The organism is Yoonia sp. MH D7 (assembly GCF_054439475.1).
The window spans coordinates 46526-72315 of the sequence record NZ_JBTJCF010000003.1 but is presented as its reverse complement, the minus strand read 5'-3'; the positions used below and the strand labels follow the sequence as shown (position 1 = coordinate 72315).

General features: G+C 51.0%; 26 protein-coding genes and 3 pseudogenes. 18 read left to right on the top strand and 11 right to left on the bottom strand.

Features of this window, described 5'->3' with window-relative positions; translation table 11 throughout:
- The first annotated feature begins 95 nt into the window (after window positions 1-95).
- The 6 genes and pseudogenes from ACXLHR_RS17500 to ACXLHR_RS17475 all read left to right on the top strand — a co-directional run bounded on the left by ACXLHR_RS17500 (window position 96) and on the right by ACXLHR_RS17475 (window position 5091).
- Window positions 96-905, top strand: a complete 810-nt coding sequence (locus ACXLHR_RS17500) for an ABC transporter substrate-binding protein (protein WP_458792762.1) — start codon at window positions 96-98, stop codon at window positions 903-905.
- An 81-nt stretch (window positions 906-986) separates the two neighbouring features.
- Window positions 987-1658: an amino acid ABC transporter permease gene (locus ACXLHR_RS17495; RefSeq protein ID WP_458792761.1), complete on the top strand. Its 672-nt coding sequence runs from the start codon at window positions 987-989 to the stop codon at window positions 1656-1658.
- A gap of 42 nt (window positions 1659-1700) precedes the next feature.
- Window positions 1701-2837, top strand: a complete 1137-nt coding sequence (locus ACXLHR_RS17490) for an aminotransferase class V-fold PLP-dependent enzyme (protein ID WP_458792760.1) — start codon at window positions 1701-1703, stop codon at window positions 2835-2837.
- Between the two features lie 320 nt (window positions 2838-3157).
- Window positions 3158-4171 (top strand): annotated as a pseudogene (locus ACXLHR_RS17485) (IS110 family RNA-guided transposase).
- 292 nt (window positions 4172-4463) lie between these two features.
- The gene (locus tag ACXLHR_RS17480; protein ID WP_458792759.1) at window positions 4464-4802 is read left to right on the top strand and encodes a transposase; all 339 of its coding nucleotides are present in this window, start codon (window positions 4464-4466) and stop codon (window positions 4800-4802) included.
- 91 nt (window positions 4803-4893) lie between these two features.
- Window positions 4894-5091, top strand: coding sequence for an IS3 family transposase (locus ACXLHR_RS17475; RefSeq protein WP_458792758.1), 198 nt, complete (start codon window positions 4894-4896; stop codon window positions 5089-5091).
- Between the two features lie 857 nt (window positions 5092-5948).
- Here the strand turns inward: ACXLHR_RS17475 and ACXLHR_RS17470 are convergent.
- From ACXLHR_RS17470 to ACXLHR_RS17460, 3 genes are read right to left on the bottom strand one after another with little or no spacing between them, the layout of a single operon-like run.
- Window positions 5949-6407, bottom strand: coding sequence for a flavin reductase family protein (locus ACXLHR_RS17470; protein WP_458792757.1), 459 nt, complete (start codon window positions 6405-6407; stop codon window positions 5949-5951).
- 22 nt (window positions 6408-6429) lie between these two features.
- Window positions 6430-7368, bottom strand: coding sequence for a LysR family transcriptional regulator (locus ACXLHR_RS17465; protein ID WP_458792756.1), 939 nt, complete (start codon window positions 7366-7368; stop codon window positions 6430-6432).
- Window positions 7369-7415: 47 nt separating this feature from the next.
- Window positions 7416-8624, bottom strand: a complete 1209-nt coding sequence (locus tag ACXLHR_RS17460) for an acyl-CoA dehydrogenase family protein (RefSeq protein WP_458792755.1) — start codon at window positions 8622-8624, stop codon at window positions 7416-7418.
- Window positions 8625-9512: 888 nt separating this feature from the next.
- On the opposite strand from ACXLHR_RS17460, the gene ACXLHR_RS17455 reads away from it, so the two are divergent.
- The 4 genes from ACXLHR_RS17455 to ACXLHR_RS17440 all read left to right on the top strand — a co-directional run bounded on the left by ACXLHR_RS17455 (window position 9513) and on the right by ACXLHR_RS17440 (window position 12618).
- Window positions 9513-10424, top strand: a complete 912-nt coding sequence (locus tag ACXLHR_RS17455) for a bifunctional GNAT family N-acetyltransferase/nucleoside diphosphate kinase regulator (protein WP_458792754.1) — start codon at window positions 9513-9515, stop codon at window positions 10422-10424.
- Between the two features lie 349 nt (window positions 10425-10773).
- Window positions 10774-10914 (top strand): hypothetical protein, encoded by a 141-nt coding sequence (locus tag ACXLHR_RS17450; protein WP_458792753.1) that lies wholly within the window; start codon window positions 10774-10776, stop codon window positions 10912-10914.
- An 89-nt stretch (window positions 10915-11003) separates the two neighbouring features.
- A protein-coding gene (locus ACXLHR_RS17445; protein ID WP_458790682.1) for an IS3 family transposase occupies window positions 11004-12346 on the top strand; the annotation gives its coding sequence in 2 pieces (ribosomal slippage) (window positions 11004-11331 and window positions 11331-12346; 1344 coding nt in all).
- A gap of 83 nt (window positions 12347-12429) precedes the next feature.
- Window positions 12430-12618: a hypothetical protein gene (locus ACXLHR_RS17440; protein WP_458792752.1), complete on the top strand. Its 189-nt coding sequence runs from the start codon at window positions 12430-12432 to the stop codon at window positions 12616-12618.
- Window positions 12619-12733: 115 nt separating this feature from the next.
- On the opposite strand, the pseudogene ACXLHR_RS17435 reads toward ACXLHR_RS17440, so the two are convergent.
- Window positions 12734-13015, bottom strand: a pseudogene (locus ACXLHR_RS17435) (transposase domain-containing protein); the annotation flags it as partial.
- 23 nt (window positions 13016-13038) lie between these two features.
- On the opposite strand from ACXLHR_RS17435, the pseudogene ACXLHR_RS17430 reads away from it, so the two are divergent.
- A pseudogene (locus ACXLHR_RS17430) lies at window positions 13039-13164 on the top strand (IS3 family transposase); the annotation flags it as partial.
- A gap of 171 nt (window positions 13165-13335) precedes the next feature.
- Here ACXLHR_RS17430 and ACXLHR_RS17425 read toward each other — a convergent pair.
- On the bottom strand, window positions 13336-14331 hold the full coding sequence (locus tag ACXLHR_RS17425; RefSeq protein ID WP_458792751.1) for an ABC transporter substrate-binding protein: 996 nt from the start codon (window positions 14329-14331) through the stop codon (window positions 13336-13338).
- A 158-nt stretch (window positions 14332-14489) separates the two neighbouring features.
- On the opposite strand from ACXLHR_RS17425, the gene ACXLHR_RS17420 reads away from it, so the two are divergent.
- The 6 genes from ACXLHR_RS17420 to ACXLHR_RS17395 all read left to right on the top strand — a co-directional run bounded on the left by ACXLHR_RS17420 (window position 14490) and on the right by ACXLHR_RS17395 (window position 19817).
- On the top strand, window positions 14490-15170 hold the full coding sequence (locus tag ACXLHR_RS17420) for a TetR family transcriptional regulator (RefSeq protein ID WP_458792750.1): 681 nt from the start codon (window positions 14490-14492) through the stop codon (window positions 15168-15170).
- A gap of 78 nt (window positions 15171-15248) precedes the next feature.
- A complete protein-coding gene (locus tag ACXLHR_RS17415; RefSeq protein WP_458792749.1) occupies window positions 15249-16055 on the top strand; it encodes an ABC transporter permease in 807 nt (268 codons plus the stop codon).
- Window positions 16052-17116, top strand: a complete 1065-nt coding sequence (locus ACXLHR_RS17410; protein WP_458792748.1) for an NAD-dependent epimerase/dehydratase family protein — start codon at window positions 16052-16054, stop codon at window positions 17114-17116. Before ACXLHR_RS17415 ends, ACXLHR_RS17410 begins: the two co-directional genes overlap by 4 nt.
- A complete protein-coding gene (locus ACXLHR_RS17405; protein ID WP_458792747.1) occupies window positions 17103-17951 on the top strand; it encodes a GNAT family N-acetyltransferase in 849 nt (282 codons plus the stop codon). The genes ACXLHR_RS17410 and ACXLHR_RS17405 overlap by 14 nt, the downstream gene beginning before the upstream one ends.
- Window positions 17952-17961: 10 nt before the next feature.
- Window positions 17962-19026 (top strand): dihydrodipicolinate synthase family protein, encoded by a 1065-nt coding sequence (locus tag ACXLHR_RS17400; RefSeq protein ID WP_458792746.1) that lies wholly within the window; start codon window positions 17962-17964, stop codon window positions 19024-19026.
- Entirely contained in the window at window positions 19023-19817 is a 795-nt protein-coding gene (locus ACXLHR_RS17395) for an ABC transporter ATP-binding protein (RefSeq protein ID WP_458792745.1), read from the top strand. The genes ACXLHR_RS17400 and ACXLHR_RS17395 overlap by 4 nt, the downstream gene beginning before the upstream one ends.
- A 371-nt stretch (window positions 19818-20188) precedes the next feature.
- Here ACXLHR_RS17395 and ACXLHR_RS17390 read toward each other — a convergent pair whose 3' ends face one another.
- Window positions 20189-20362 carry a hypothetical protein gene (locus ACXLHR_RS17390; protein ID WP_458792744.1) on the bottom strand — a complete coding sequence of 58 codons (174 nt, stop codon included), beginning with the start codon at window positions 20360-20362 and terminating at the stop codon, window positions 20189-20191.
- 11 nt (window positions 20363-20373) lie between these two features.
- On the opposite strand from ACXLHR_RS17390, the gene ACXLHR_RS17385 reads away from it, so the two are divergent.
- Window positions 20374-21129, top strand: a complete 756-nt coding sequence (locus ACXLHR_RS17385; protein ID WP_458792743.1) for a globin domain-containing protein — start codon at window positions 20374-20376, stop codon at window positions 21127-21129.
- 151 nt (window positions 21130-21280) lie between these two features.
- On the opposite strand, the gene ACXLHR_RS17380 is transcribed toward ACXLHR_RS17385, so the two are convergent.
- From ACXLHR_RS17380 to ACXLHR_RS17360, 5 genes are all read right to left on the bottom strand, one after another.
- Window positions 21281-22282: an IS30 family transposase gene (locus tag ACXLHR_RS17380; protein ID WP_458792742.1), complete on the bottom strand. Its 1002-nt coding sequence runs from the start codon at window positions 22280-22282 to the stop codon at window positions 21281-21283.
- Between the two features lie 163 nt (window positions 22283-22445).
- The gene (locus ACXLHR_RS17375; protein WP_458792741.1) at window positions 22446-23042 is read right to left on the bottom strand and encodes a carboxymuconolactone decarboxylase family protein; all 597 of its coding nucleotides are present in this window, start codon (window positions 23040-23042) and stop codon (window positions 22446-22448) included.
- 18 nt (window positions 23043-23060) lie between these two features.
- Window positions 23061-23561 (bottom strand): OsmC family protein, encoded by a 501-nt coding sequence (locus ACXLHR_RS17370; RefSeq protein WP_458792740.1) that lies wholly within the window; start codon window positions 23559-23561, stop codon window positions 23061-23063.
- 11 nt (window positions 23562-23572) lie between these two features.
- Window positions 23573-24478 carry an SMP-30/gluconolactonase/LRE family protein gene (locus tag ACXLHR_RS17365; RefSeq protein WP_458792739.1) on the bottom strand — a complete coding sequence of 302 codons (906 nt, stop codon included), beginning with the start codon at window positions 24476-24478 and terminating at the stop codon, window positions 23573-23575.
- Window positions 24479-25789: a TRAP transporter large permease gene (locus ACXLHR_RS17360; RefSeq protein WP_458792738.1), complete on the bottom strand. Its 1311-nt coding sequence runs from the start codon at window positions 25787-25789 to the stop codon at window positions 24479-24481. It abuts the gene before it with no gap.
- Window position 25790 lies beyond the last annotated feature (1 nt).

Below are 25790 nucleotides of genomic sequence, written 5' to 3'. Positions count from 1 at the left end.
AATAAAATGTTTGAATTAGTATACGAGCATGCCTATCATGAAGGCGAGCGTAGAATCTAGAATAACGCCACTCACCCAACAACAGGGACAAAACCATGACATTTAAATCACGACATCTTATCTGCTTTACCGCAGCCCTTATGACTGTTTTCTCAGGCTTCAGCGCAAGTGCTGCAGAGACATTCAAAATCGGCTCTTACCCCGCAAATCCGCCTTGGGAGTTCAAAAACGAAGCTGGCGAATTTCAAGGTTTCGAAGTTGATATCGTAACCGAAATCGCATCCCGTCTTGATGCCGACATCGAGATCAGTGGTCTTGATTTTCGCGCACTTTTCGTGGCAACGGCTTCGGGCCGTGCGGACGCTGTAATTTCATCTCTTACAATCACTAATGAGCGCCTTGAATCGCAATCCTTTACGCAACCCTACTTCTTAGGCGCACTTGGCTTTGGTGCCAAAGATGATTCAGGCATCGAAAGCCTTGATGACTTGGACGGAAAAAAAGTTGGTTCAATCGCAACCACTTTCGCAGAAAGCTGGCTTAAAGAACGCGAAGAGGAGCTTGGTTATGCATCTTACGGAAGCTACGACAGTACCGCGAACTTGCTTACAGATTTGCGCAATGGTCGGATAGATGTCGCTGTGAACGAGATTTTGGGGCTTCGCTACGCTTTCACACAACCACAACTTAGCAATCTTAAGGTTGTGATTGAGGTTCCGACAGGCGACAGATTTGCAATCATGATGCCCAAGGATTCCGAAAACCTCGGCGCGTTTAATGACGCGCTTTCTGCGATGAAAACAGATGGGACAATGGCGACCATATATGAACAATGGTTTGGTGTTGTACCTGCTGCTGACAGCCTGACTGTAACGCCACTTCCTATCCCGACTTTGGCAAACTGAACCACTGGTGTGGGGGCGTAATGAGGTTTCCACACCAGTTAAATACGACCAAAGACAGCTTGAAAGGCAGCAGTGCAGCACATGGAAATCCTCGATATTTTCTTCAACCTCGACGTCATGAGGCGTTCTTTCCCCATTTTGATGAGGGGTCTTGTAAATACCTTGCTTTTAGGCAGTGCAGCCTCTGTATGTGGCGGTATTTTAGGGGTGCTCGTTTGCTTGGTGCGCCTATATGCCCCCAAACCTTTTCGGCTTCTCGCGGTTCTTTTTGTCGACATTATGCGCGCTATTCCCGTCTTGGTCGTCTTGATCCTCGTCTATTATGCCTTGCCGTTTGCTGGCATCGTTTTCCCCCCGTTTATCGCCGCAACAATAGCGCTGTCGCTGGTTCTTGCTGCTTATACGGCTGAGGTTGTACGCGCTGGAATCGAAGCAGTTCCTAAAGGCCAGTTCGAGGCGTCTGAAGCGCTTGGACTCTCGTTTTTCACCATGATGCGTAAAGTGATTTTACCACAAGCTTTGCGAATGATGATCCCGCCGCTCGCATCTTATTGTGTCGCCATTATGAAAGATACTTCGCTGGCGTCATTCGTGACTATGGGTGATCTTTTAAAGCAGGCAACTGATGCACAAGCGCTGTTCGCGAACCCAACGCCCCTCTTGCTGGCCGCGTTGATTTACATCGCGATCCTTTGGCCGATGGTGCGCTTCACCAGCTGGCTTGAGCAACATTTCAAGCGCGGATATCATTAAGGGCCAGCGCCCCACTTTCATTCAGTTTTACGGAGAATTACCATGCCCGCACTTAACGGTGGCGACGCCTATCTACTATATCATTCCATCGGTCATTACCCAGATAAAGAAGCGGATTTGGCAAAAGAGCTCGCATCCTTTTCAACTGTGTGGTCCGCGTTCAATGATGGGCAGTGGAATGAAATTCTAAGCAAACGCCAAAAGTTTATCGATCTTTGGGCAGAGCTGATCTGCGCCCCCAAAGGGACATTGACCACAGCAGAAAACGTCACATCCGCGATGATGACTTTTATCGGATCTTTACCGCCAGAAATGCTTGTTGGTAAAAAGGTTCTTGTCGCTGAAGATGGTTTTCCGTCAATCCATTTTCTGCTGACAGGTTTGGCAGAGCGTTATGAATTTACCCTGCATACCGTGCCGCTACGGCAAGGGGCACATTGGGTCGAGGAAGACGACCTTATCGCCGAATGGGACGAGAATGTCGCGTTGGCGCTTTTAACGTGGATCAGCTCGACCACTTCCCACCGCAACGACCTACCACGCCTTGTCGAACATGGCCGCAAAATGGGCAGTTTAATTGGCGTTGATATCACGCAAGGCGCGGGGCTTTTGCCGTATGATGTGAGTGCGCCGCAGGTGGATTTCGTTATTTCGACCAGCCTCAAATGGCTCTGTGGCACGCCTGGCGCGGGAGTCCTTTATGTGGATGATAAATTGTTGCCATTGTGTGAGCCAGATTTGCGCGGTTGGTTTTCCCAAGACAACCCGTTCTCCTGGGCGCTCGACGCGTTTTCCTTTGCGCCTGATGCGCGGCGGTTTGATAACGGAACGCCGTCAACACTTTCCGCAATCGCCAGTCTTCCCGCGCTTGAGTGGCGTATGAAGCAAGACACTGAGGCGTTCATTGCCCACAACCAAACCCTTTGCGCGATGCTTCTTCAAGGGCTTGAAGCGCTTGGCCTGACATTGGCAACGCCGCGCGAAGCGGATCGGCGTGGTGGTAGTCTTATGCTGTCATTGCCGGAACATATTGTTGCCGCCGAAGTGGTACAAAAACTGCGCGATCAGCAGATCTATATGGACTGCCGTGGCCAAACATTGCGGATGTCTCCTGGTCCGATCACCACCGTTGATGGCGTGAAACGAACGTTGGCTGTGTTAAAAGATTTGCTGGGATAGACTTCATACGTGACATTTCTGTGCAATACCCTGTCGGCAAGACTTCAGCGCTTATGATGGAAAATATGGGGGCTGTGGCCGAAAAAAACCACGTAGGCCCCTGCACCATTTTCCACCCATTGGCTTCTCGGGGAGTTTACGCCCCGAGAAGCGCCATCGGCTTTTTCGTGCCCACGCACGATTTTGATCACCTTTGCGCCGCTGAAGTGGCCTGACAAATTAGGACAGCTTGCTAAGATGATGGGTTGGATGCCCCTCCTGTCGGCATCATAATGTGCCACAGTGGTTTTGTTCAAAGCCACAAAAAGGATAAAGCATCCATGTCCGAAGTTAGCATTATAGGGGTAGACCTTGCAAAGCGGGTTTTTCAAGTTCATGGCGCGTTGACAGATGGCAACGTCGCCTTTCGCAAGAAATTATCCCGCTCGCAGTTTATGAAGTTTCTTGCAGAACAACCACCTTGCCTGATTGCAATGGAGGCTTGTGCGACGGCCCATTATTGGGGACGGGGTGCGCTCGGATCTGGCCATGAGGTGCGCCTTATTCCACCGATTTACGTCAAACCTTTTGTTAAGCGGCAAAAGAATGATGCTGCTGACGCGGAAGCGATTGTGGAAGCGGCACTGCGGCCAACCATGCGGTTCGTCGAAGTGTGAAGAGTGCCGATCAGCAATCTCTCGGGCTACTGTTTCGCACACGAGAGCTTCTTGTGCGCCAAAGAACTCAGTTAATTAATGCTTTGCGCGGGCATTTGGCCGAATATGGAATTGTCGTCGCTAAAACGTAAAGGTTTTTCAACAAGCGCTTCTTGATCATGGCACAAGGCTTCCCAAGACCGTTCTGTCGATCAGTGGGGTGTATTTTGAGCAAATAGCAGCGTTGACAGAGAAGGTTACTGAGTTGGAAATAGCACTAAGGCGTGAGACCGCTCGTGGTGGTCAGGCAACACTCCTGCAAACCATGCCTGGGATCGGTCCGATGAGTGCCGCAGCCATTCAGGCATTTGCGCCACCGCTGGAAAACTTGGCCGTGGTCGGGACTTTGCGGCATGGCTGGGCTTGGTTCCGCGCCAACACTCGAGTGGAGGCAAGGACCGATTAGGGCGCATTTCCAAAATGGGACAGCGCGACATTCGCAGGCTTCTGATCATCGGGGCCATGTCCATCGTAAACTGGGCCAGCCGAAAAGGGAGCCGAGACTCTTGGCTTATGCGTCTACTGGAGAGCAAGCCCAAAATGGTGGTTGCCTTAGCCTTAGCGAACAAAATGGCACAGTGTCTCTGGGCGATGTGCGTTAAGAAAGAGGTCTATGAAATTCCAATCCTGGTGGCGTAATACCATCAAGACTTGGATGACGACGGGTATGTGATGAGTTCAGAAGACATTACGGAAACACGATCGACGAGAGAGGCTCATGAAAACCAGTTGGATACGCGGCGCAAAAAGCCCGTTAAGATGATTTGGACCTGACCCGCGTATCTCCATAAAGGCCCGCAGCAAATGTAAGGCTGCAATCTGAGGCCGAACACATGACTGCACCCGATCATACCTTCCGAAGTGTTTAAAAATTCCTTGCGTAAAACGGGGCATCCACACATGTATCCAACCCGAACGAATGGATACGAGAATGACAAAACGACGGAACTTTTCAGACCAGTTTAAAGCTGCTGTGGCGCTTGAAGCGCTGCGTGGTGACAAGACCGTGCAAGAGATCGCAGCCACGCGGCAGCTCCCCCCAACGCAGGTGAGCACGTGGAAGCGGCAGGCGATTGAAGGCATGGCCGGGGTGTTCTCGGATAAAGTCAAAAAGGCTAAGAATAAGGACGGCGAGATCCAAAGAGCTTCATGCCAAGATCGGCCAGCTCGCGGTGGGGAACGATTTTTTGTCACAAGGACTAAAGCGGTGAGCCCATCAAAACGCTGCGAGATGATCTGTCACTCGGCAAGTGATACGAAGTATCGATGAGAGGGCGCAAAGATAATACAAAACTGAGCCTGACGCGCCAGTGTAAGCTGCTCAAGATCAGCCGTTCGTCGATCTATTACCACCAGTTGGGATGAATGCTGAGCCACTTGCGCTGATGCATGAGGTTGGTCGGGTATTCACCAAATATCCTTTCTTCGGAAGTCGCCAGGTTGCGGCTTACCTCCCTCAGTCGGGCTTCTCAGCCAGACCACACCGTGCCCGTCGCCTGATGAAACTCATGGGACTGCAGGTCATTTATAGGGCCAAAATACCCGCTGACCGGCAATGATTTGCTTGCAAACCATGAGACGGGCAAAAAGCACCCACAGCATCACATTTATCCATACCTGCTGAGGAAGCTCGCAATCACGCGACACAATCAGGTTCTCCTCTCGCACATGTAAACATGTACTGCCGGGCGGTGGGTGCAGTGACATCCCCATTAAAAGCGACTTTCTGTATCTGGTCGCAATCATGAACTGAACGACCCGCGAGGTTTTGACCTGGCGGCTAACCAATACGTTCGATGCCATCTTCTGTGTGGAGGCGTTGGAGGAGGCAATCGCCCTATATGGGGCAAGTCAGAGATAATTAATATGGACCAGGGCAGCCAATACACAGGCGCTAGTTGGATCACGACCTTGACCAACGCTGACATCAAAATCTCAATACCTCTCGTGACGTTGGCTTTGCCAATGCTCGTGGTGTCTTGTGCCGCATATTTTATCCGTAGCAGAGGCAAAATCCGTTGCGAAAGCCGCTCGGTTTGCGCCGCATGGCGCACGCGGGGCATCCTATATGCGCCACATAGCTGGGTCGACTGAAGGTGCGCGCAACGAAACCTTTGTCGCAATTTAACTCGAAACCCTTCAGGCGGTTGGTAATTTCGAAGAAATTCTAGCTGTTTCAGTGATTGATTTGGTCTTTATTGATCCCGGAGATCTTGGCGTGGATTCTGCGGCGCATGCTTGTGGCGAGACACTTGACGTTTTGATTGAGCGTTTGGTAACTGCTGCTCAAACGGCAGGTGTGCCTGTCGGTATTTTACTGCAGACCGCGGCGCGAGCAAGCGTTGGCTTGCGCGCCTGTCCTTCGTGATCGAAGGTTCGGACACACTATTTTTCAATCAAGCCGGTGATGCGGTCTTTAAAGTGCTGTTTGTGCGCGTCCAAACTGCGCGCGCGCATAAATCAAGGCATCGCCAACGTTGAGGGTAGAGTCTTTAATTTCACCGATGAACACTCTGTGACTTCCGACGTCGTTGTAAAAATTCACCTCACAACACACTGAGGCAACGGCAGTGGTGAGTTGTGGCAAACCACGGTCTGTTTCTTCCCATGTCCCAACGGAAAACTTTTGAGGCCCCCGTAGTCCTTCGGAGCCTGCAAAGGCGAGGGCGATATCGTCGGAGGTATGGTCAAGAAGCTGCACGCTAAAACTTTTCAAACGGGTAATCTCTGTGCAAGTATCCGTCGTGCGGTTGACGCAAACCAAAAGACTTGGCGGCGTGTCGGTAACAGAGCAAACCGCCGTGGCTGTGATCCCGCGCCGGTTGTCACCTTGCCCCACAGTGACAAGCGTTACAGCCCCTGGAAAAAGTGACATAGTTTGGCGAAATAGGTCGATACTAATTGTCATTTGAAACGATCTCCGGTGTGATCAGAGCGGTGTGAATTAGGTCTCGAAGCCAAAGCAATGCAGGGTCTTCGGAAAAGCTGGAATGTACCCAAAGTTTGATGTCATAAGTTGGTAATTCGAAGGGAAGGTCGCGGATAGAAAGACCTCCGCGCCCCTCGAGGCGAATAAAGATGGAATTCGGGAAGATTGCGACAAAATCTGTTTGGCGCACGACTTCTGGCACAACAGTAAAATGATCCAGGCGCGCTTTTGCATTTATGCGCAGGCCGCGCCGTTTAAAGCTGTCTTGTGCCATTTGATATCCCGTCGCCGCACGGCTGACATCTACAAAGGATAAGCGTGCAAAGCTTTCTTCTGACCAGTGTTGCGTCAATGCAGGATGATTTTCGCGCATCAAACAAACCAAATGGTCTTTTAGCAAAAGGTCTCCGTGGCACTGAGCTGTGTCTAGTCCTGGTAGATAGCCGATGGCCAAATCCACATGACCACTGCGCAGTGCGCTCGCAATCTCAGATGGATCAATGCGAACGGAGGTGATGTTCGCATCAGGGGCTGCTTTTTCTAAAGCGGCCAGAATGCGCGGCATAGAGAAAAACTCACCTGTGTCTGTCATCGCGATGCGAAAACGGCGTGACGTGGCTTCGGGCACGAAACGATGGGTGTCCTGCACCGTTTGCTCTAGCAAGGACAGTGCCGCTTCAAACGGGCCGCGCAATCGGGTCGCTGTTGCTGTTGGCAACATTTGGTTTCCAACGCGTTGGAACAGAGGGTCGGAAAACTGATCGCGTAATCTGCGCAGCGAATGGCTTACCGCGGGCTGGGTCAAACCAAGGCGCTCTGCTGCATCTGTAAGACTTTGCATGTCCCAGATCGCGAGAAAAACCTTGATGAGGTTCAGATCAAAGTGGCTAGAGTTGAAGTTTCTCATGAAGGATGTCCAACCCATAAGGAAAGTAGAAAGAGATTAAAGTGTGCTTACGGATACCCGCGAGGAGCATCTAGACCCGCCAGCACCCGCCCTGCATTCTCAATAGTCATATCGGTCACTGCCGCATGTTGGGTCACAACCATTGCATCACGTAAATAGCGCTGCATCGGGTTCCCTTTGGCGATCACGCCCATACCCGAAATCGTGTAGCATTTTTGAACGATTTGTGCGCCAATCTTGGCCGCGTTCGAGGCACTCAACCGCAACAAATTGGTGTGCTCAAGCGGGACAGGATCTCCCTGTAGCAGGTAATCCCACGCCTCTTCTGCAGCTTCATAAAAGAACGCGCGCGCGCCGCGCAAGGCTGCTTCTGCTTCTGCTATCCCCGTCAAAAAGTATCCACGATCGCAAAGACGGGCATGTCCGGCCATGAGTTTTGCCGCACCCGATACTGATTTTGCCTGCTCGATTGCCGCGCGTGCTAAACCAAGGTTGCAGGCTGCGTGAACTTGAGCTTGGTACGCCATCGCAGGGTATCGGTAGAGAGGATCGTCAAAGAGCCCAGGGGCACCACGTTCACAAATCCATGTGTCAGAATAGAATTTATCCGTGACCGTCGTGTCGTGGCTGCCTGTGCCTTGCATGCCTGAAACGTCCCAACACTCGATGATGTCGACTTCATTGGCGGGTGCAACAGCCATCATCACAGTGGCAGGCGCATTTGGCTCGTTGCCTTGTGGCACGCCTTCGATACCGACGCCGATCCAGTCAGCCCCCATGCAACCCGATGCAAACTTCCAACGACCTGAGACAGACCAGCCACCGTCTACGCGTGTGGCCTTTTGCACAGGGTGCAATCCGCCAGCGAACACTTGATCTGGTCCATTTGCATACATGATTTCTTGCGCTTCGACGGGCAGGGCGGCGGTATATGTGTTGGCTGAACCAAACGCTGAAACCCAAGCTGCAGAGCCATCGACGGTGCCGATCTTATCGACCATTTTCAAAAAATGATGTGGGGCAATGGCATCGCCGCCAAAGCGTGTTGGTGTGGCAGAGCGAAAAATTCGTGCCTTTTTCATCAGTACTACGATGTCTTTGGGCACATGTCGTTTTTGTTCAATTTCGCCGCAGCGCTCGGAAATGGTTTCTAAGAGATGTTTGAACTCTACGGTTTCTGTGAGTTTCGAAAAATCCGTCTCCAACACCGGGGCGCTTGAGGTTTCTGGTGCTTTTACACCAAGTGCTGTTGTCATCGGAGTGATCCTTTTCGTTGTTTAAACGCATTAGCCTTTAAATCACTTTATAAATCAAATTCATTATCGTAACTAACTTAATGAATTATAATAATCCAGAATTACAGCTCTGAATGGCCTGCTAGGTCAGTTCACCCGCTGGCGCGATCCTACTTCAACCTATGACTGTTGCGACGCCGAGTTTAAGCGCGCCCTTTGGTGCGCGCGTAAAATTGACAGACCTTGCAAGCAAGGTCTGTCACAGTAAATCATCAGTAAAATAAGCTGCAGTTTGTTGGAGGCGGTAACAGGCGGCTCTCGTTTTGAACCACCAGATGACGGAATTAGCGCGGCATTCTGATATGCACTTATATTTTATAACTTTTTCTGGAGCACTCTGGGCAGTGCGAGTTTTAAATAGCATGTTTGCAGCCTTGCGATATGAGCGGCGTACTGGCGCTCACAGCCAAAATCGTAACCTCCGATCACTGGTCGATAAGATGCATGGCACTAAGATGCATAGCTCTTTTTGCATTCCTTGTTTTTAGTTAAAGCCGGCGCGACTGGTCGGAGGTTAGCGCCGGACCTTAACCATGCGCAGACTGTCGGCTAGTGCGGAGGATGCACCGAGCGTAACAGATCGACATATGTTGGCCGCATGGTATTCGTAACGGGCCGCGCAAAACATGCGCCGTTGCTTATAGTTTGGCCTCTTTGCGCTGACGGAATACACGCATCCACCGTGTTGGGTTTGGGGCTTGCAGGAGGCACGTAAGCACAAGCGCTTCTCTGCTAGCTTTCAGGATTGGATATTGATAGGAAGTGTTTGCGATTTTTAACACTGACTTGAAAGAACTAGCACGGCAGCAACTGTGACAGGCTTTCATTCTTGCGACTAAGGTGCCGAAAATGAACAAGCCTTTTGTTTCATTGCGTCCAGAGATCACTCGGATGCACGCACAGATCCTGATGGACTGGCTGAAAGATGAACGCGTGACCCGCTATCTGAGCGATTCAGACGATGTGTCACGGTTCATCGCACAGACCGTCGATCGGGTTCAGATGCCGATCCTGACACATCTGTTCAATCAGGGCGGTCGCTTTTTTATGGTTTATGATCGAGGCGATATTCCTGTCGGCTTTGTCCGTTTGATCAAGATGGGCGTCGAGTGTGAAATAGTTCTGGTCATCGGCGACCGTGATAATTGGGGCCGCAGGCTTGGCAAAAGCACCATTCGCGAAGGTTTGAAGCTCGCCTTCCTTGATATGCGTGCCGAGAGGGTCATCGCCAAAATTCACCCGGACAATACGCGTTCGATGAAAGGGTTTGAGCGCTGCGGTTTTAACCGCAAGCGCGAGACGCCGACGCTTCATTCCTTGTCCATGACCTCTGGCCGGTATCTTGATCTTCTGCGCGAAGGTGCGATGGCAGATTCTGTTAATATTTACGTGACTGAGATGGACAAAGTCCGCCTGCTGAGCCTGATCGATTTTGAACAGGGAACGGCAAAGGTCGAACTTCAACACGAGATCGAGCGCGCGATCGTCGTTGACCCTTTGGATGTCGCGGGCGGCGTCGTAACAATGAACTCCAGAGTCGTGTTACAGTTGGACGATGAACAAAAGGACGTGGCTTTGGTCTACCCGCAAGATGCCGAAGAATGTTCGGGGAAACTCTCAGTCCTCTCCGATGTCGGCACAGCGATCCTAGGCTATCAGGAAGGCGACGCCATCGATTGGGTGGTCAGAGAACGCACCCGCCGGATCCGGATCGAGAAGGTGATCTATCAACCGGAATCCTTCGGTGATCTTCATCTCTAGTCGCCTTAATGCGTCAGGTCTGCTTTTTGCGAGTGTTCTGCTTTCATATTTGGCGGCTTGACAGCTTAGGATCCCGCACATCGCGACTAATCGAGGCGACTTCGCATTGGTCTGACAACATCACTGTAGGTTATCCACGTGAAAATACCCTAGGTGACTGACAACCCACGAAAATCTAAATACGCCTGTGTGCTTTACTATAGAATCAGTACCATGAGTCATCCTGTGTTCATGAAGCGGAATGCCCGCTAAGCAAAGGTGACCAGAATGAGCAAGACGATCCTTCAGCTGTGCTATGGTTTTCGATACAATCGATGGCTTCCCTTTCAATTAAGAGATTGTCATAGCGATGGCCAAGGCGCTCGGCGTATCGATGATATTATCCTCAGAGGAAATTGAGGCCGAAGAATACCGGGTGCTTACCGGCCGTTTTGCGGCGCTTTATGATGCAGTCGGGTTAGATCTTAAAATAGCCATCGGGTTCTACTAGAATTGTCTGACGTCAGCGCCTATGGGACCAAATAGCGTTATTTGATAAGAGAGTGTTTCTGGCTCATCGTCACCACTGAGGAGTGGAAGATGAGACAAACAACGACGAGCCCTGGCGAGAAGATCGTCAAAGACATCAAACGCGCCACGCGCAAGCATTACTCATCCGAAGAGAAGATCAGGATCGTTCTGGATGGTCTGCGTGGTGAAGACAGCATTGCAGAGCTGTGCCGCCGTGAGGGTATCTCTCAGGGCATTTACTACAAATGGTCCAAGGACTTCATGGAAGCCGGAAAGCGGCGCCTTGCGGGCGATACGGCACGTGCGGCGAACACTGACGAGGTGAAGGATCTGCGCCGTGAGGCCCATGATCTCAAGGAAGTTGTGGCGGAACAAACGCTCGAACTCCGTTTGCTTAAAAAAAGCATGCTGGGCGATGGGGGCAACCACGAATGAGATATCCTGCATCTGAGAAACTGGAGATCATCCGGCTGGTCGAGGAAAGCCACCTGTCAGCACGGCTCACGTTGGCAAAGCTGGGCATTCCCCGCACCACATTCTACCGTTGGTATGATCGATATTTGCGGCGTGGCGAAGTTGGACTGCAGGATCAATCGCCGAAGCCCAAACACGTCTGGAACCGCATTCCTGACGAGGTGCGGCGCAAGGTCGTGAAGTTGGCGCTGAAAGAAACCGAGTTGTCGCCACGTGAACTGGCCGTGACGTTCACGGATCGAGAAAGCTATTTCGTATCAGAGGCTTCGACGTATCGGATTTTGAAGGCGCACGATCTGATCACCAGCCCAGCGTTTATCGTTATAAAGGCGGCGAGCGAGTTCAAAGACAAAACCACGGGCATCAATCAGTTGTGGCAGACGGACTTCACATATCTGAAGATCATCGGATGGGGCTGGTTTTATCTCAGCACGATCCTCGATGACTACAGCCGATATATAATCTCGTGGAAACTTTGCACCAACATGAGAACCCAAGACGTGACGGACACATTGGACTTGGCTTTGGCAGCGTCGGGATGTGACCAAGTTCATGTCGTCCACAAACCTCGCCTGCTGAGTGATAACGGCTCCAGCTACGTCTCGGGGGAGCTGGCGGAATGGTTGCAAGACAAGGATATGAAGCACAGCCGTGGCGCGCCCTATCATCCTCAAACGCAGGGCAAGATCGAGCGGTGGCATCAGACCTTGAAGAACCGCATCCTGCTGGAAAACTACTTCCTACCCGGCGATCTTGAGGCTCAGATCGAAGCCTTCGTAGACCACTACAATCACCAGCGTTACCACGAGAGCCTGAACAACGTTACACCCGCCGACGTATACTTCGGACGCGACAAAGCCATTCTACAGCAACGGGAAAGGATCAAACGTAAGACGCTCGAAACGCGACGCTTGCATCACAGACAACACGCCGCATAATGCAACCAACCAGATGAGCCGAACTCTCTCTTAGTCTAGGCCGCCTTTGGTGCCAAAAACCCTGACGACGGACAGTTATGGGGATGGGCGAAGATTACCATCCGGTGCATTGGGGCAAATTAAACTTTGACACCGTTAAGAATGGTTTTGTTACTGATATCACAGAGCAGCAAGTCAAAGGCGCACCTGAGCGCAGCACCAACTGGCACGCGGATCGAGATTGGGAACAGCGTACCCATGAGCATTACCGAGCACAGCACTACTGGCTCTGAAAGCTTAAGATGTACAGGGTGCGGCCTCTTTGTAGGGGCCGCAACTCGCCAATATGTAAGTAACAGTTAGACAGTTCTCAACCTATCCATTCTGTAAGCGATGCGCCGATTCCATCTATTTGACGTAATTCCATGGTAGCAGATCGTTGATCTGGCTTTGTTTGTGGCCTGCGACGATGGCAGTGAACGTATCGGCCAGATAGTTATGCGGATCGACACTGTTCAATTTGCAGGTTTCGATCAAGGAAGCGATGACACCCCAGTGTGTGGCTAAGGCGTCGTGGCCAGCGAATAGTGCGTTCTTGCGGTTCAGAGCTATGGGACGGATCTTGCGTTCCACTGCGTTGCTGTCCATTTCGATACGGCCGTCAGTCAGGAACAAGCACAGTCCATCCCAGTATTCTGCGATCTATTGATACGTGGGAGACTCGTCGGTCGGCTGAGATAGCCATCTTCGAATACATCAACGGCTTCTACAATCTTCGCCGCCGCCATTCAGTACTGGGCTGGAAAAGTCCCTTCGCTTTCGAACGCAAGGTAGTTTAAACGAGCACTTGGGGCGGCACGAGAGCGTGACAGGTCCATTATGTCTTATTTTATATGACGACGGACATGCGGAGTGGGTGCCGAGCGGCACAAAAACGGGACAGGCCCACCAAACAAAAGAGCGCAGCGAAAACGCCGCGCTCTATGCCAATTAAGAGTTTGAAAGATTTGTTATTCGGCAGTCATTTTAATTGTCTCATCGAGAAAATCGTTAGTGTATACTGTATCAATGTCAAACGGTTCTTTGAGGTCAAAATAAGCTTCAACCATACTGTAATCAACGGCCATCCGTTCTGGACTAAAGGCTCCGAGTGCAACAGTCTGCGTTGTCTCATCGCGCATCAGTTCTTTAATTCGGCTCCATTGATCTTTTTGGTTCTCGGCATCCAATCCAGACACATCGGACATCAACGCGTCCAAACATGGCTGAAAATCAGCGACGCAAGCAGCAAAGGATTTTTGACTGACAGCCGTGAATTTTGCAACGGTATCTCGATGTTCTGCCAAGAAACTTTCATTGACGATGATCGAATTACCATAGGGGTTCACGCCGATGTTGCGCCAAGCGACAAACCCAAGGTCGTCGCCAAATTCGCGCACTTTTAGATCATGCTCGTTGTAGAAATCGCTGGTCACGTCAATCGCGCCGCTCTTTAGAGAGGCAAGCTTGGCCTGTGGTGAAACATTGACGAATTTAACAGAGTCTGGCTCGATACCGACGGTTTGTGCAAACAGGGGCCACATGATACGTGACGCATCCGCAGGAGGGTTCCCGATAGAGTGGCCAGAAAAGTCTTGGGGTGTTTCAATGCCACTACTTTTGAGCCAATAAAAGCCTTGTGGCGTGTTGGCATAGACAGTCATCACCGCTGTCGCGTTGGCTCCTTCACCACGCGCAAGTAGGACCGTTGCAAGATCAGCCACACCTATTTCGGCAATGCCCGCCGCAACGCGTTGAACCGCAGCGCCTGATCCGCGTCCGGCTTCAATGTCCAGATTAATGCCTTCCGCCTCATACCAGCCTTGCTGTCTTGCATAAAAATATGGCGCGTGATCGGCGGTTGGTACCCAGTTTAGTACCATGCTGAGGTCTTCAGCATGCGCGGCAAGCGGAGAAAGAACTGTTGTAAAAACAGTCGAAAGAACGAGATAATTTCTGGATTTCATTGGTTAACTCCTAGATTTTAAATATAAAAATTGGACCCGACGAGTAGTGATTTTGGCGCCCAGACGATCTTGGTGGTCAACAATAGGCATGGATGTTAGTCTCGATCAACAGCCAAACAACTAGTTGGTTACATAAGGATCTTAGCGAGGGATGTGTGATGGAAAAGCAAATAGCTATGAAAAACGGTTTGAAAGCCGAAGGCGCGACACCCATGAAGCGTCCGCAAAAGCGGGATACTGCTGCAAGTCGGAAGGCACTTCTTGACGCCGCTGTCACTGAATTTTCCGAATTCGGCTTTGAAGGCGGGCGCGTGGATCGTATCGCCCGCCTTGCTGGCGTTAATAAGCAATTAGTTTATCATCACTTTGGCAGTAAAGCCGATCTCTATCGTGCCACGCTGGAAGAGGTCTATCGCGAGATTCGTGCGCGCGAACAGCAGCTTCATCTTGAAGAGCATGAACCGGTGGCCGCGATGCGGGTTCTCGTAGAGTTTTCGTTTGATTATCTTGCAGAACATCCTGAATTCGTCACTCTAATCAATGATGAAAACCGAATGGAGGCGGTTCACTTAAAAACGTCTGATAAGGTCACAGATATGCATTCTCCGCTCATACACCTGGTTGAGGAAACGCTGGATCGTGGTGTAACTGCAGGTGTTTTTAATAATCGCTTTGACCCGATCGATCTATACCTCTCGATCGCAGGGCTTACCTATTTCTACTTTTCTAATCGCCACACCGCCTCGGTTATTTTTAATCGAGACATAACTACAGCCAAACAGATGCAGCAACGGCGCGCTCATATCGTAGATTTCGTACTATCGTCTTTGCGGCGCTAATAAATCACCTGTCAACCAACTGGTTGGTTGACAGGTGATTTCCTATTGTCTAGCCTTCTTTAAAATAGGGGGCGCAAGATGAACTCAGAAACCGACACAGGACTAGACGAGCGCGCGCGGCTGGAGCGTCGCCAGCGCAACCGCAGCAGGCTGGTTGCATTCATGTCTCACGTCATGCTTCTCTTCGTTTGGGAGTTGGCTGTTAAACTCTTTGAGGTGCCACGCTTTATCCTTCCCGCGCCGAGCGAGATTATTATGACCCTTGGTTCCAGTCGTTATGACTGGGTCGGCAACACTTGGGTAACAGCGCTGGAAATCTGCGGCGGCTATTTCTTTGCCATAGTTTTGGGCGTTATTACTGCGTTGATCTTCTCATGGTCCAAAACACTCTCCATGATGTTTTTTCCCCTGCTAATTACACTCAACATGATTCCAAAGGTGGCACTTGGCCCGTTGGTGATTGTTTGGTTTAGCTATGGTATCTCTACCAACATCCTGATCACCTTTTCACTTTGCTTTTTCCCCATCCTACTGACGACTGTCAGGGGACTGCGCGAAGTGGAGCCTGATCTGCTTGATTTGGTGAAATCGTTGCGTGGATCACGTTGGCAAACCTTCTTTTACATCCAGCTACCCGGCGCGCTTCCGTACATATTTTCTGGCATGAAAGTTGCGGCGATCCTTGCTGTTGCTGGTGCTGTTGTCGGTGAATTTATTGCCTCTGACCGCGGGCTTGGCTACTTGATGATCCAAGTGCAAGCTGCCCTTGATACACCCGCCATGTTTATGGCTGTAACCTTAATCACGCTTATCGGCATTGCGCTTTACATGGCAGTGCTGCTTGTCGAACACATTGTACTCCCTAAAGACGCGAGGATGTCATGAACGATATCAATAAAACACCTGTTACTCTTCTAGATGGGGCATGTCTGCCCGAGCGTTTCGAAAGTGTTGAAGCTTTAGATGCCTTCATCGCACAGCCTTCTCAGGCGCTGATTGATGATCTTGCTGCCATCGATGGCGACATTATGATCCTCGGCGCGAGTGGCAAGATGGGTCCATCTCTTGCGCGCCTTGCACACAATGCGGCTCCTGACAAAAAAATCATTGCCGTGGCGCGGTTTTCCGATCTTGCCTCAAAAGTCGAACTGGAAGCGAACGGCATCGAAACTATTACCTGCGATCTGTTTGATGCTACCGCGATTGAAGCCCTGCCTAAGGTCAAAAATATCATCTTTATGGCAGGTCGTAAGTTCGGGTCAGACGGAAATCAGCCTCTTACATGGGCGGCAAATACACATATTCCTGCGCTCGTTGCACAGGCATTCCCGTCGTCACGTATCGTCGCTTTTTCTACAGGGTGCGTTTATGCGTTTTCACAGGTTGACAGCATGGGCTCTGACGAGGGGGACCTGCTTGATCCGCCCGGAGAATATGCGCAATCGTGTATCGGGCGTGAGCGAATGTTTGAACATTTCTCTGCTGTCCACGACACGCCGGGTAAAATTTATCGCCTCAACTACGCGATCGATCTACGTTACGGTGTTCTTCACGATATCGCTGTGAAAGTCCGTGATGGACTGCCTATTGATGTCACTATGGGCCATGTCAACGTGATCTGGCAGGGAGATGCGAATTCAATTGCTCTGCGCTGCCTCAAGCAGGCGACGACTCCGACAAGTCCGATCAATGTCACCGGTCCCGAAGTGATTTCCGTACGTTGGTTGGCCGAAAAGTTGGGCGAAAAGTTGGGCTGCACTCCTGTCATCACGGGCGAAGAAGCCCCTGAAGCATGGTTGTCAAACACGCGCGTATCTAACGGTATTTTTGGTTACCCAATCGTGCCGCTTGATCGAATGATGGATTGGACTGCCAGTTGGGTTTCTGACAATTTGCCGTCGCACAACAAACCAACCCATTTTGAGGCACGTGATGGGGCCTACTGAGACGGCTTCTGCTTCAGACATCATCACATTGTCGCTAGACGATATTGGTGATTTGATGGAGCTTTCAATCGAAGCAGCTTGGAACCAAACTGCAAAGGATTGGCAACTTTTTTTAGGCCGCGGTGCGGTGTTTGGCATCGTGGAAGATGGCGTGTTGTCTGCCAGCGCAGCGATCATGCCTTATGGTACTGAGGTTGCGTGGATTAGCATGGTCCTCACACGCAAAAGCAGACGCGGATGCGGTTTGGGGACAAGACTGCTTAAGCACTGCCTGTCACAGATTGATGCCCAAGGCCGCACTGCCGTGCTGGATGCCACACCCGCAGGGGAAATCATCTATCGCAAGCTGGGCTTTGAAGGCTATAAGGCCTTTACTCGTTGGGCTGGAACTGGTGGTGATAAACCGTGCCATGATGTTATGGAACCTGATTTTGATGCTGCGACTTTAGCTGCAAACCAGGTCTTTGGTGCGGATAGAACAGGGCTACTCTCTAACTTTGCTCGCCGTCGCTCGGATCTATGTCGTTATGAGCCTGACACAACGCTGTGGGCCTTCGGTCGAAATGGCCGTCTGGCCACTCAGATTGGCCCTGTTGGGTCGGCTTCACCACTTTCGGATGGCGCTAAAATCGCTGCCCTCGTCGCTGATCTCATAGGTACTATATCTGGGCCAGTTTTTATGGATGTGGCTGATGACTGTATGCCGCTTACCGCCCGCTTGGAAGCGCTGGGGTTCGAGCCGCAACGACCTTTTTTACGCATGAAACGCGGCCCGTGGCTGCACCCTGAAAATGGATCGACGATTGCCGCAATCGCCGGACCTGAATTTGGATAGGAACAAATAAATGGGTCTTCACCACTCTGATCTTCCCAAAGATGTTATTGCACTTTTGCGTAAAGGGGCTGTCATTCCTGCGCATCCGTTAGCGCTTGACGAAAATCGTGAATTCGACCGCGCGCGCCAACGCGCATTAACCCGTTACTACGTTGATGCTGGGTCAGGGGGGCTGGCTGTCGGGGTTCACACAACTCAATTCGCCATTCGCGACACCGGGCTCTACGAGCCTGTGCTGAAAGCCGCAGCAGAGGATGCTCGCGCATGGACAGATCGCCCAATGGTGATGGTTGCAGGCGTTGCAGGGCAAACGAAACAGGCCGTTGCGGAAGCAAAAATTGCCTGTTCACATGGCTATCACGCTGTCCTTGTGTCTATGGGGGCCTTGCGCGGCCAATCTCCAGAACAGTTGATTGCGCATTGCCGTGCCGTTGCCGATGAAATGCCAATTATTGGTTTTTATATGCAGTCCGCAGTGGGCGGAATTGATTTGGATGCCAATTTCTGGCGTGAATTTTCCGGCATAGACAACGCGGTTGCGATTAAAATGGCGCCGTTCAATCGTTATAAAACTTTAGACGTTATGAAGGGCGTTGTGGCAGCCAACGCTGAAGATCGCATCACCTTATACACTGGCAATGATGATCATATTGTAGCCGACTTGATTACCCCTTTTGATATCCCGCGCGGTGATCAAATTGTGCGGCTGCGCATTCGTGGTGGTCTTTTAGGACACTGGTCGGTTTGGACGCGCAAGGCAGTTGAGCTGCTGGATCGGATTCATACTGTAGTCGACAGCGGTGTTGATTTGCCTCTTGATCTTGCCGCGCTTGATGCGCGCGTCACAGACTGCAATGCGGCATTTTTTGATGTCGCCAATAACTTTCACGGCTGTATCGCTGGGTGTCATGAAGTGCTGCGTCGCCAGCGTTTACTTGCAACGATCAATTGTCTTGATCCCGACGAAGGGCTTTCTTTGGGACAAGCAGAAGAAATCAACCGGGTCTATGCGGCCCATCCTGATCTCGCCGATGATGATTTCATCGCTGACAACCTCGAAAGGTGGCTTGCATGACCGTTAATACTAAATCCGATCCTCTGAGCGAAGAACCGTTCATCCAAATGCAAAACGTGCGCAAGGTTTACCGGACTGGCACTAAAGAGCATGTAGCTGTGTCCGATGTGACGCTGAATATCAATGATGGTGAATTGCTCTCAGTAGTCGGGCCGTCGGGCTGCGGCAAGACGACGATGCTTAAAATCCTCGCGGGATTGCACGAGACTGATGGTGGCACCGTAAAGATTGGTTCAAGTGTGGCCAATTTTGAAGAGGGGCGTGATGTCGGCATGGTGTTTCAACAACCCATGCTTCTCAAGTGGCGCACAATTGCCGAAAATGTATTGCTGCCAGCCCAAATCCTCGGCCTGCCAATGAAGGCGGCGCGGGAGCGCGCACAAGATTTGTTGCAGATGGTCGGGTTAGGCCATGCGGGTAAAAAATATCCGTTTGAACTCTCGGGCGGCATGCAGCAACGCGCCGCAATTGCTCGTGCGCTGATCCATGATCCAAAACTAGTGCTAATGGATGAACCTTTTGGGGCGCTTGATGCTATGACGCGCGAAAAGATGAACCTCGAAATGCTGCGGATTTGGCAAGAAAGTCAGAAAACAATCGTCTTCATTACGCACGGTATTCAAGAAGCGATTTTCCTTGGATCTCATTGCGCAGTGCTCTCGGCTGGTCCCGCACGTATGGCCGATCATTTCAAGATCGACCTGCCTCATCCTCGAACACTCGACATTAAAACGACTGATGCATTTGGCGAATATGTTAAACGGGTCTACCGCCAGCTTGGGATGCACTAAATGCTCATTTAAACGCTTCGCCAATGGTTGTATTTTGTCTTTTGGCCGGTAGCAGAACAACAGCGACCAAAGGCAATTTTAATGGGCTGCGGTGCAGAATTATAGTCCAAGTATGATGCCCTGTTTGGACCGCGGTTTGTCGGTCTGAAATCCACTGACGTTGGTATCATTTAATGGCCGTTTCCGCGACTTGGGCTGCATCGCAGCACGAAATATGCTGCGTGAGCAATAGCCGCGCGGGCACAAGGCCGCTTAGTCCGCGTTATGTCAGTTCGTGCGTCGTGCAGCGAATGTCTGCATCACCGGAAGACTTGATCCTATCAACTTTTCGATCCTAGATTGGCCAGCGTAAGAACTCGCAGCAGCTTTCCTTAGGACACTTCGTAAAACACTTCTCCGAGGGAGGATCGCCTGTTTGCACCTATTGCCCCCTCAAATGCCACGAGGGTTGAATGTCCTGCGTTCTCTTCATACGTCATCGGTCCGCCACCAAGCCAAGCCTCGGTGAAATTCAATCCAACATCATAGAGAGCGAAATATCCCACGAAAGCACATCATGGCACATGTTGACCTCCCCAAGTTCCCGACAAAACAGGGCTATATGACCGAGAAAATCCAGCGGGATTACATTCAGGCTGTGATGGCCAAGGACCTATTGCCCGCACAAGCGCATCGCATGGCTGACATTCTGTCACTGACGGCCCCAAGTGATGTGTCAAAACCGATCCAGTTTTGGCAACTGTACTCTGTGCTTGGTCAGGACCCTATCGTGGCGATCGTCCAGAGCTTCTATCAACGTGTGTTTGAACAAGACGAATGGTTCAGATCTGTTTTCGAGCGCGTCGGAGGTACCAACCACCACATCAACACACAAGCATCGATGTGGATCGACGTGATGGGTGGCGGGCCGTATTACCATGGCGCTGAGTTCCGACTGAACTTTCATCATACGCACAACGCAATGCCGCTGATGAACGACAAGGGGGCGGAGCTTTGGTCCAAACTCATGCTAGAGACCTTGGATGCCTCAATGCATCTGATGGCAGATGACCCCCGCATTCGGACAAGCATCAATACGTTTCTGTCGTTCTTCATGGGTAAATACGCCGACGAGTTTGCATTTGAGAACCGTAGCTTTTTTGGGGCAACGAACCCGCCGTACAAACGCAAGATTAACTTCATGAAGATGACAGAACAAGCGATCGAAGCGCTGAGCGAAGCTGAACTTGCTGAGGCACTGTCTCAGCAAGGGGTGGATCTTACTCAATATGAGGGCAAAGCCGCAAAGGTGAACAAGGCACTGATGATGTAATCTGACACCGCCCCTCGCCTGCAAGCTGGAATGGGGGCGGCACATCTCATGAAGATTGGTCCAGAGCCGCGTCCAACTCACCGTTTTCGCGTCAACTCGAAATGTGCGCGATACGTGAACCGCGACTCTTGTAATGGTCAGGGTAGGGCGGTCATCGCATTTCCTCCATCATCTTTTCGCGGAACACCTCGGCGGGTGTCTTCCATCCAAGGCATTTGCGGGGCGTGTTGTTGAGGCGGTCACTGATCTCTTTGATATCGTGATCTGACATGGAGCGGATGTCGCGTTTGCGCGGCAGCCAGCGTCTTGCACGTCGATTAGTGTTTTCAACCGTGCCTTTTTGCCAGGGTGAGGACGGATCGCAGAACCAGGTTTGCGTGCCTGTTTCTGCCTGCAGATGTGGCCAGTTCATAAACTCTGAACCACGATCGAAGGTGATCGATCTGCGCGCGTGATGGGGCAGGTCTTTGATCGCTTTGATGATCTTTCCCATGACTGGTTTGGTGCGTCTGTTCGGGTTTTTGAGAATTACGGTGAACCTGCTAACGCGTTCAACAAGCGAAGTTACGTTGTTCTGACCAAGCTTCTGTTTAAATAGCATTAAATCTCCCTCCCAGTGGCCAAACTCACGGCGGTGCGCCACATCATCCGGACGGAATAGAATGCTGACATCACGGTGGAATTTGGGTTCTCGGCGTTTGCGGGTGCGTCGTGGTCTGCGCGCGACGCGATGCGTTGGCAAGTACCACCACAGATCCTCTCGCATGCCTTCTTTGGAGTAGATGTAACGATAAATGGTTTCTTGGCAAACCCGCAGCTTTGCCCGTTCTTGGATCATCCGATTGCCGATCTGTTCGGGTGTCCACCCATCTTTGATCCGTTCGATCACACGCTTGCACAGCTCAGGATGTTTGATCAACTTACGATCTCGCGCACGTCGATTAGCCTGCATCAAATGTGCGGCTGCACCATAGTAGCCATCACATTTTGGCATGCTTTCATCACTGAAATAATTACGATTCAGCTCACGGAAAATCGTCGACCTGCAGCGCTTCAATACGCGCGCCATCTCATCGACAGGGACTTTTGCGTGCCTCCAGCGTTCTATTCTACGTCGTTCTATGGTACTAAGTTGCTTGTAGACGGCTCCCATACCGATTCCTCTCGCTAGATAAACTACTGTTTTCTAACAAGAGTCGCAGTTGGGGGTAGCGCGCGCCCTTTGGAAGGTTTTAATCGTATAATGAACATTATGTTAAGTAGTTTAATTTTCGATGCACATGACTCTTCAGTTTCGTGAAGTATTCAGTCGGATATTATTTATGTTGTCCAATCTGCCAACCTTTCTCACCGATAGTTTTCTCAGCTGCGGTACGTGGGCCTTCCTCCAGCGTCGTTGCCAAAGTGTCGTTCCAGCGATTCATGAATCCCATCACTGAGATACAGGCAAGTATTTCAACGATCTCATCATTCGAAAAATACTCCCTCATTTCATCCACCATTTCATCTGTGACTAAGTTTGGCACGGCAGCCGCTGACATAGCAAACCGCAAGGCAACTTTCTCGGAAACAGAAAACAAGTCATCTGTTTCAAACTCCCAGATTCTGGTCATCTTCTGCTCGTCTTCATCCAACTCCGCCACGATTTTTGCCGTATGCGCCTGACAATAGAGACAACCGGCAGCATAGCTGGCCATATGTTGTACCATTCGGCGCAAAATAACTGGCGTTGTCATTTCGGGACCGAAAATTACAGCGTCTGACAATTTTACATAGGCTTCGCCCACGCTCGGCCGCCGGGCCATAACCTTTATCGAATTGGGTACAAAGCCCAACACCTCTTCGCGGGCTTTCAGGAAGGCATCTGTGGCCGGCGAATAATTTGCTGGGTCAGCTGGGGGTATACGTGTCATAGTTTTTCCAATGCTTGTTCAGGACGCGGTGGCACGCGTACGCCATGTGACGTTCATCTCGACATCCGCACTCTCGAATAGATTCATAACAGGACAGCGCTGCTCGACGTTCCTTCGTAGAAGTTCGAGCCTTCTGTCGCCCTCATCTGTCGTCAACTCAATTGTCATCGTAACCGATGAAAAATATGGTCTAACGCCTTTGACGCCGCGTGCGCCCCGCATGTCAGCGGTACCTTCACATTCGATTGTCAACTCGTCGTAGGCAAAACCAATCGCCTCGGCGACCAGTTTCAATACGACACTTTCGCACCCCACGAGCGAGCCCAGCAAAGACTCTAGCGGAGTCGGGCCGAGGTCGGAGCCGCCTTTGATTTCGGGTTCATCTACAATCCAACGATGAGAGCGGGAACTTACAGACACATACGTCCCGCTTGTGCTGCGCGACTTGACCGAGGGATGAACAAGTGTAGCGGTTTTGGTATTTTCAATAGTCGGGGCTATTTCATATTCGGTTTCCATACTGGGCTCTCCTAGAACATTGCAAGGCCGGTAAGGCCGGTTTGAATTCGGTAAACTGATGTTGATGCTGTGATGTACAGCGTGCTGAAATCGATACCGCCAAAACAAAAATTCGTCGATTTTTGCGGTGTCAAAATCACTCCCAAACATTCGGCATTTGCATCGAATATGTGCACACCACCCGGACCGTTACATAGAATATGGCCGTCTGTTGTGGTTTTCATTCCGTCGGGAACGCCTTCGCCGTCACCTGTGACGTCGGCCCAAATACGGTCATTGCTGACACTGCCGTCATCCGCAACGTCCATGACACGAATATGCCCGCCCCAGCTGTCGTTGACAAAAAGCCGAGTTTCATCAGGAGAAAAGCACAACCCATTGGGTTGCTGAAAATTGTCACTCACAAGATGGAGGGTACCGTCAGTATCTAGACGAAAGACGCCCTGATATTCCAACTCCTGATCGCGCAGGATCCCCAAATCTTCGCGGATGCGCCCAAAGCTGGGGTCGGTAAACCAGATACGTCCCTTACTGTCACAAACGACATCATTGGGGCTGTTAAATTCCCGTCCTTGAAACGTCGTGGCTATAGCGGTCACCCTCTTTCCACCATGATCATGACGGACAAGATGAGAGCTTGCATGTTCGCAACTGATGATCTGACCGTCTCTGTCAAAACAATTGCCGTTGGCCTGATTTGACGGGGTACGGAAAACGCTCAATCCCTCTTTCTCGCTCCATTTGTATTGATGGCTTTCCTGTATGTCCGAAAACACCAGCCAGTTTTCTGTAGGATGCCAAATGGGACCTTCTGTAAATCCTAGAGAGCTGGCAATTTCTTCCAACGGAGCGCTTTCAGAAAGAACCGTATTAAATTTGTCCGAACGAATTTCGAATGGCATATTGATTTCCTTCATTTAGCCAGCGCCTAAAACTAGGGTTGGCAGAAACAACGTGATTGATGGGAAAATGATCAACAGTGCCACAGTTACGATGTCGATCATGACAAAGGGCCAGATGGCGCGGAAGATACTATTTATCGGGATGTCTGGTCGAATGCCCCCAACAACATACACATTCAGGCCAACTGGTGGAGTGATGAACCCGATCTCGACCATCTTGATAACAAGAATACCAAACAGGATCGGATCAATACCAAGCTCAACAATGGCCGGAAAAATGACTGGCAAGGTTAACAACATCATGCCCGACGCACTGAGGAACATGCCCAAGAGCGCATAGCCTGCCAAAATGGCAATTAGGATAACGGTTGTGGGGTACGGCAGCGCGACCAACCATTCCGCGATCTCTGTAGGCAGGCGGGTAAAGGCGAGAAAGCGGGAGAAGATAAACACACCCCAGAAGGTGGAGAAGATCATCACAGTCAGCTTTGCAGTTTCGATCAAAGAGCTTTGAAGTCCCGCGAAAGAGAGTTTTCGACGCAAGATCGCATATGTAAACACAATCGCAGCACCTGTAGCGCCCGCTTCCGTAGGTGTGGTCCATCCTGTGGACATGCCGCCCAAAATCATCAGCATCACAAGAAAAATGGGCATAACACCGCCAATAGATTTCCCACGCTCTGCCCAACCAATTCCTTTGATCGGCCGCCCTAGTTCTGGGTTTGCAGCAAAGCGAAACATGATGAAGCCGGCATATAGAAAGGCCGAAAAAATGCCCGGAATAAATCCTGCCAACAGCAGACGTCCAATGCTCTCATCAACAATCGCCCCATAGATCACCAATGCGGCGGATGGAGGGATTAATGACGCCAGAGTTCCCGATGCAGCCACAGCGGCAGCCGACACGGACGGGTTATATTTGAACTTCAGCAATTCGGGGATGGCGACACGTGCGAAGACTGCGGCAGTTGCCTGACTTGCACCGGACACGGCGCCGAACCCACCTGCCGCCAATACTGTGGCAACAGCAAGACCACCAGGCATCCAGCCGATCCAGGCGCGGGCCGCCCTGTAGGCCCCCTGTACCATCCCGGACGAATGGGCAAAGAACCCGATCAGAATGAACATTGGCAGCACGCTGAACAAATAATTAGATCCAGCGCTATGCGGAATGATGCCCGCGATATTAACGGCGACAGTCCATCCTTTTAAGGCAACTATTCCTAAAAATCCGGTGACGGCGGTTGCAAAAACGATGTGTACTCCGCTCATCACCATGATGACGAGACCGATGAAACCGATCGCTCCAATTGTTGAAGGGTCCATG

What these genes read in the sequence shown, in the direction of transcription:
- ACXLHR_RS17500 (WP_458792762.1), top strand. Translation starts at nt 96, where the DNA reads ATGACATTTAAATCACGACATCTTATCTGCTTTACCGCAGCCCTTATG.
- ACXLHR_RS17495 (WP_458792761.1), top strand. Translation starts at nt 987, where the DNA reads ATGGAAATCCTCGATATTTTCTTCAACCTCGACGTCATGAGGCGTTCT.
- ACXLHR_RS17490 (WP_458792760.1), top strand. Translation starts at nt 1,701, where the DNA reads ATGCCCGCACTTAACGGTGGCGACGCCTATCTACTATATCATTCCATC.
- ACXLHR_RS17480 (WP_458792759.1), top strand. Translation starts at nt 4,464, where the DNA reads ATGACAAAACGACGGAACTTTTCAGACCAGTTTAAAGCTGCTGTGGCG.
- ACXLHR_RS17475 (WP_458792758.1), top strand. Translation starts at nt 4,894, where the DNA reads ATGAATGCTGAGCCACTTGCGCTGATGCATGAGGTTGGTCGGGTATTC.
- ACXLHR_RS17470 (WP_458792757.1), bottom strand. Translation starts at nt 6,407, where the DNA reads ATGTCACTTTTTCCAGGGGCTGTAACGCTTGTCACTGTGGGGCAAGGT.
- ACXLHR_RS17465 (WP_458792756.1), bottom strand. Translation starts at nt 7,368, where the DNA reads ATGAGAAACTTCAACTCTAGCCACTTTGATCTGAACCTCATCAAGGTT.
- ACXLHR_RS17460 (WP_458792755.1), bottom strand. Translation starts at nt 8,624, where the DNA reads ATGACAACAGCACTTGGTGTAAAAGCACCAGAAACCTCAAGCGCCCCG.
- ACXLHR_RS17455 (WP_458792754.1), top strand. Translation starts at nt 9,513, where the DNA reads ATGAACAAGCCTTTTGTTTCATTGCGTCCAGAGATCACTCGGATGCAC.
- ACXLHR_RS17450 (WP_458792753.1), top strand. Translation starts at nt 10,774, where the DNA reads ATGGCCAAGGCGCTCGGCGTATCGATGATATTATCCTCAGAGGAAATT.
- ACXLHR_RS17440 (WP_458792752.1), top strand. Translation starts at nt 12,430, where the DNA reads ATGGGCGAAGATTACCATCCGGTGCATTGGGGCAAATTAAACTTTGAC.
- ACXLHR_RS17425 (WP_458792751.1), bottom strand. Translation starts at nt 14,331, where the DNA reads ATGAAATCCAGAAATTATCTCGTTCTTTCGACTGTTTTTACAACAGTT.
- ACXLHR_RS17420 (WP_458792750.1), top strand. Translation starts at nt 14,490, where the DNA reads ATGGAAAAGCAAATAGCTATGAAAAACGGTTTGAAAGCCGAAGGCGCG.
- ACXLHR_RS17415 (WP_458792749.1), top strand. Translation starts at nt 15,249, where the DNA reads ATGAACTCAGAAACCGACACAGGACTAGACGAGCGCGCGCGGCTGGAG.
- ACXLHR_RS17410 (WP_458792748.1), top strand. Translation starts at nt 16,052, where the DNA reads ATGAACGATATCAATAAAACACCTGTTACTCTTCTAGATGGGGCATGT.
- ACXLHR_RS17405 (WP_458792747.1), top strand. Translation starts at nt 17,103, where the DNA reads ATGGGGCCTACTGAGACGGCTTCTGCTTCAGACATCATCACATTGTCG.
- ACXLHR_RS17400 (WP_458792746.1), top strand. Translation starts at nt 17,962, where the DNA reads ATGGGTCTTCACCACTCTGATCTTCCCAAAGATGTTATTGCACTTTTG.
- ACXLHR_RS17395 (WP_458792745.1), top strand. Translation starts at nt 19,023, where the DNA reads ATGACCGTTAATACTAAATCCGATCCTCTGAGCGAAGAACCGTTCATC.
- ACXLHR_RS17385 (WP_458792743.1), top strand. Translation starts at nt 20,374, where the DNA reads ATGGCACATGTTGACCTCCCCAAGTTCCCGACAAAACAGGGCTATATG.
- ACXLHR_RS17380 (WP_458792742.1), bottom strand. Translation starts at nt 22,282, where the DNA reads ATGGGAGCCGTCTACAAGCAACTTAGTACCATAGAACGACGTAGAATA.
- ACXLHR_RS17375 (WP_458792741.1), bottom strand. Translation starts at nt 23,042, where the DNA reads ATGACACGTATACCCCCAGCTGACCCAGCAAATTATTCGCCGGCCACA.
- ACXLHR_RS17370 (WP_458792740.1), bottom strand. Translation starts at nt 23,561, where the DNA reads ATGGAAACCGAATATGAAATAGCCCCGACTATTGAAAATACCAAAACC.
- ACXLHR_RS17365 (WP_458792739.1), bottom strand. Translation starts at nt 24,478, where the DNA reads ATGAAGGAAATCAATATGCCATTCGAAATTCGTTCGGACAAATTTAAT.
- ACXLHR_RS17360 (WP_458792738.1), bottom strand. Translation starts at nt 25,789, where the DNA reads ATGGACCCTTCAACAATTGGAGCGATCGGTTTCATCGGTCTCGTCATC.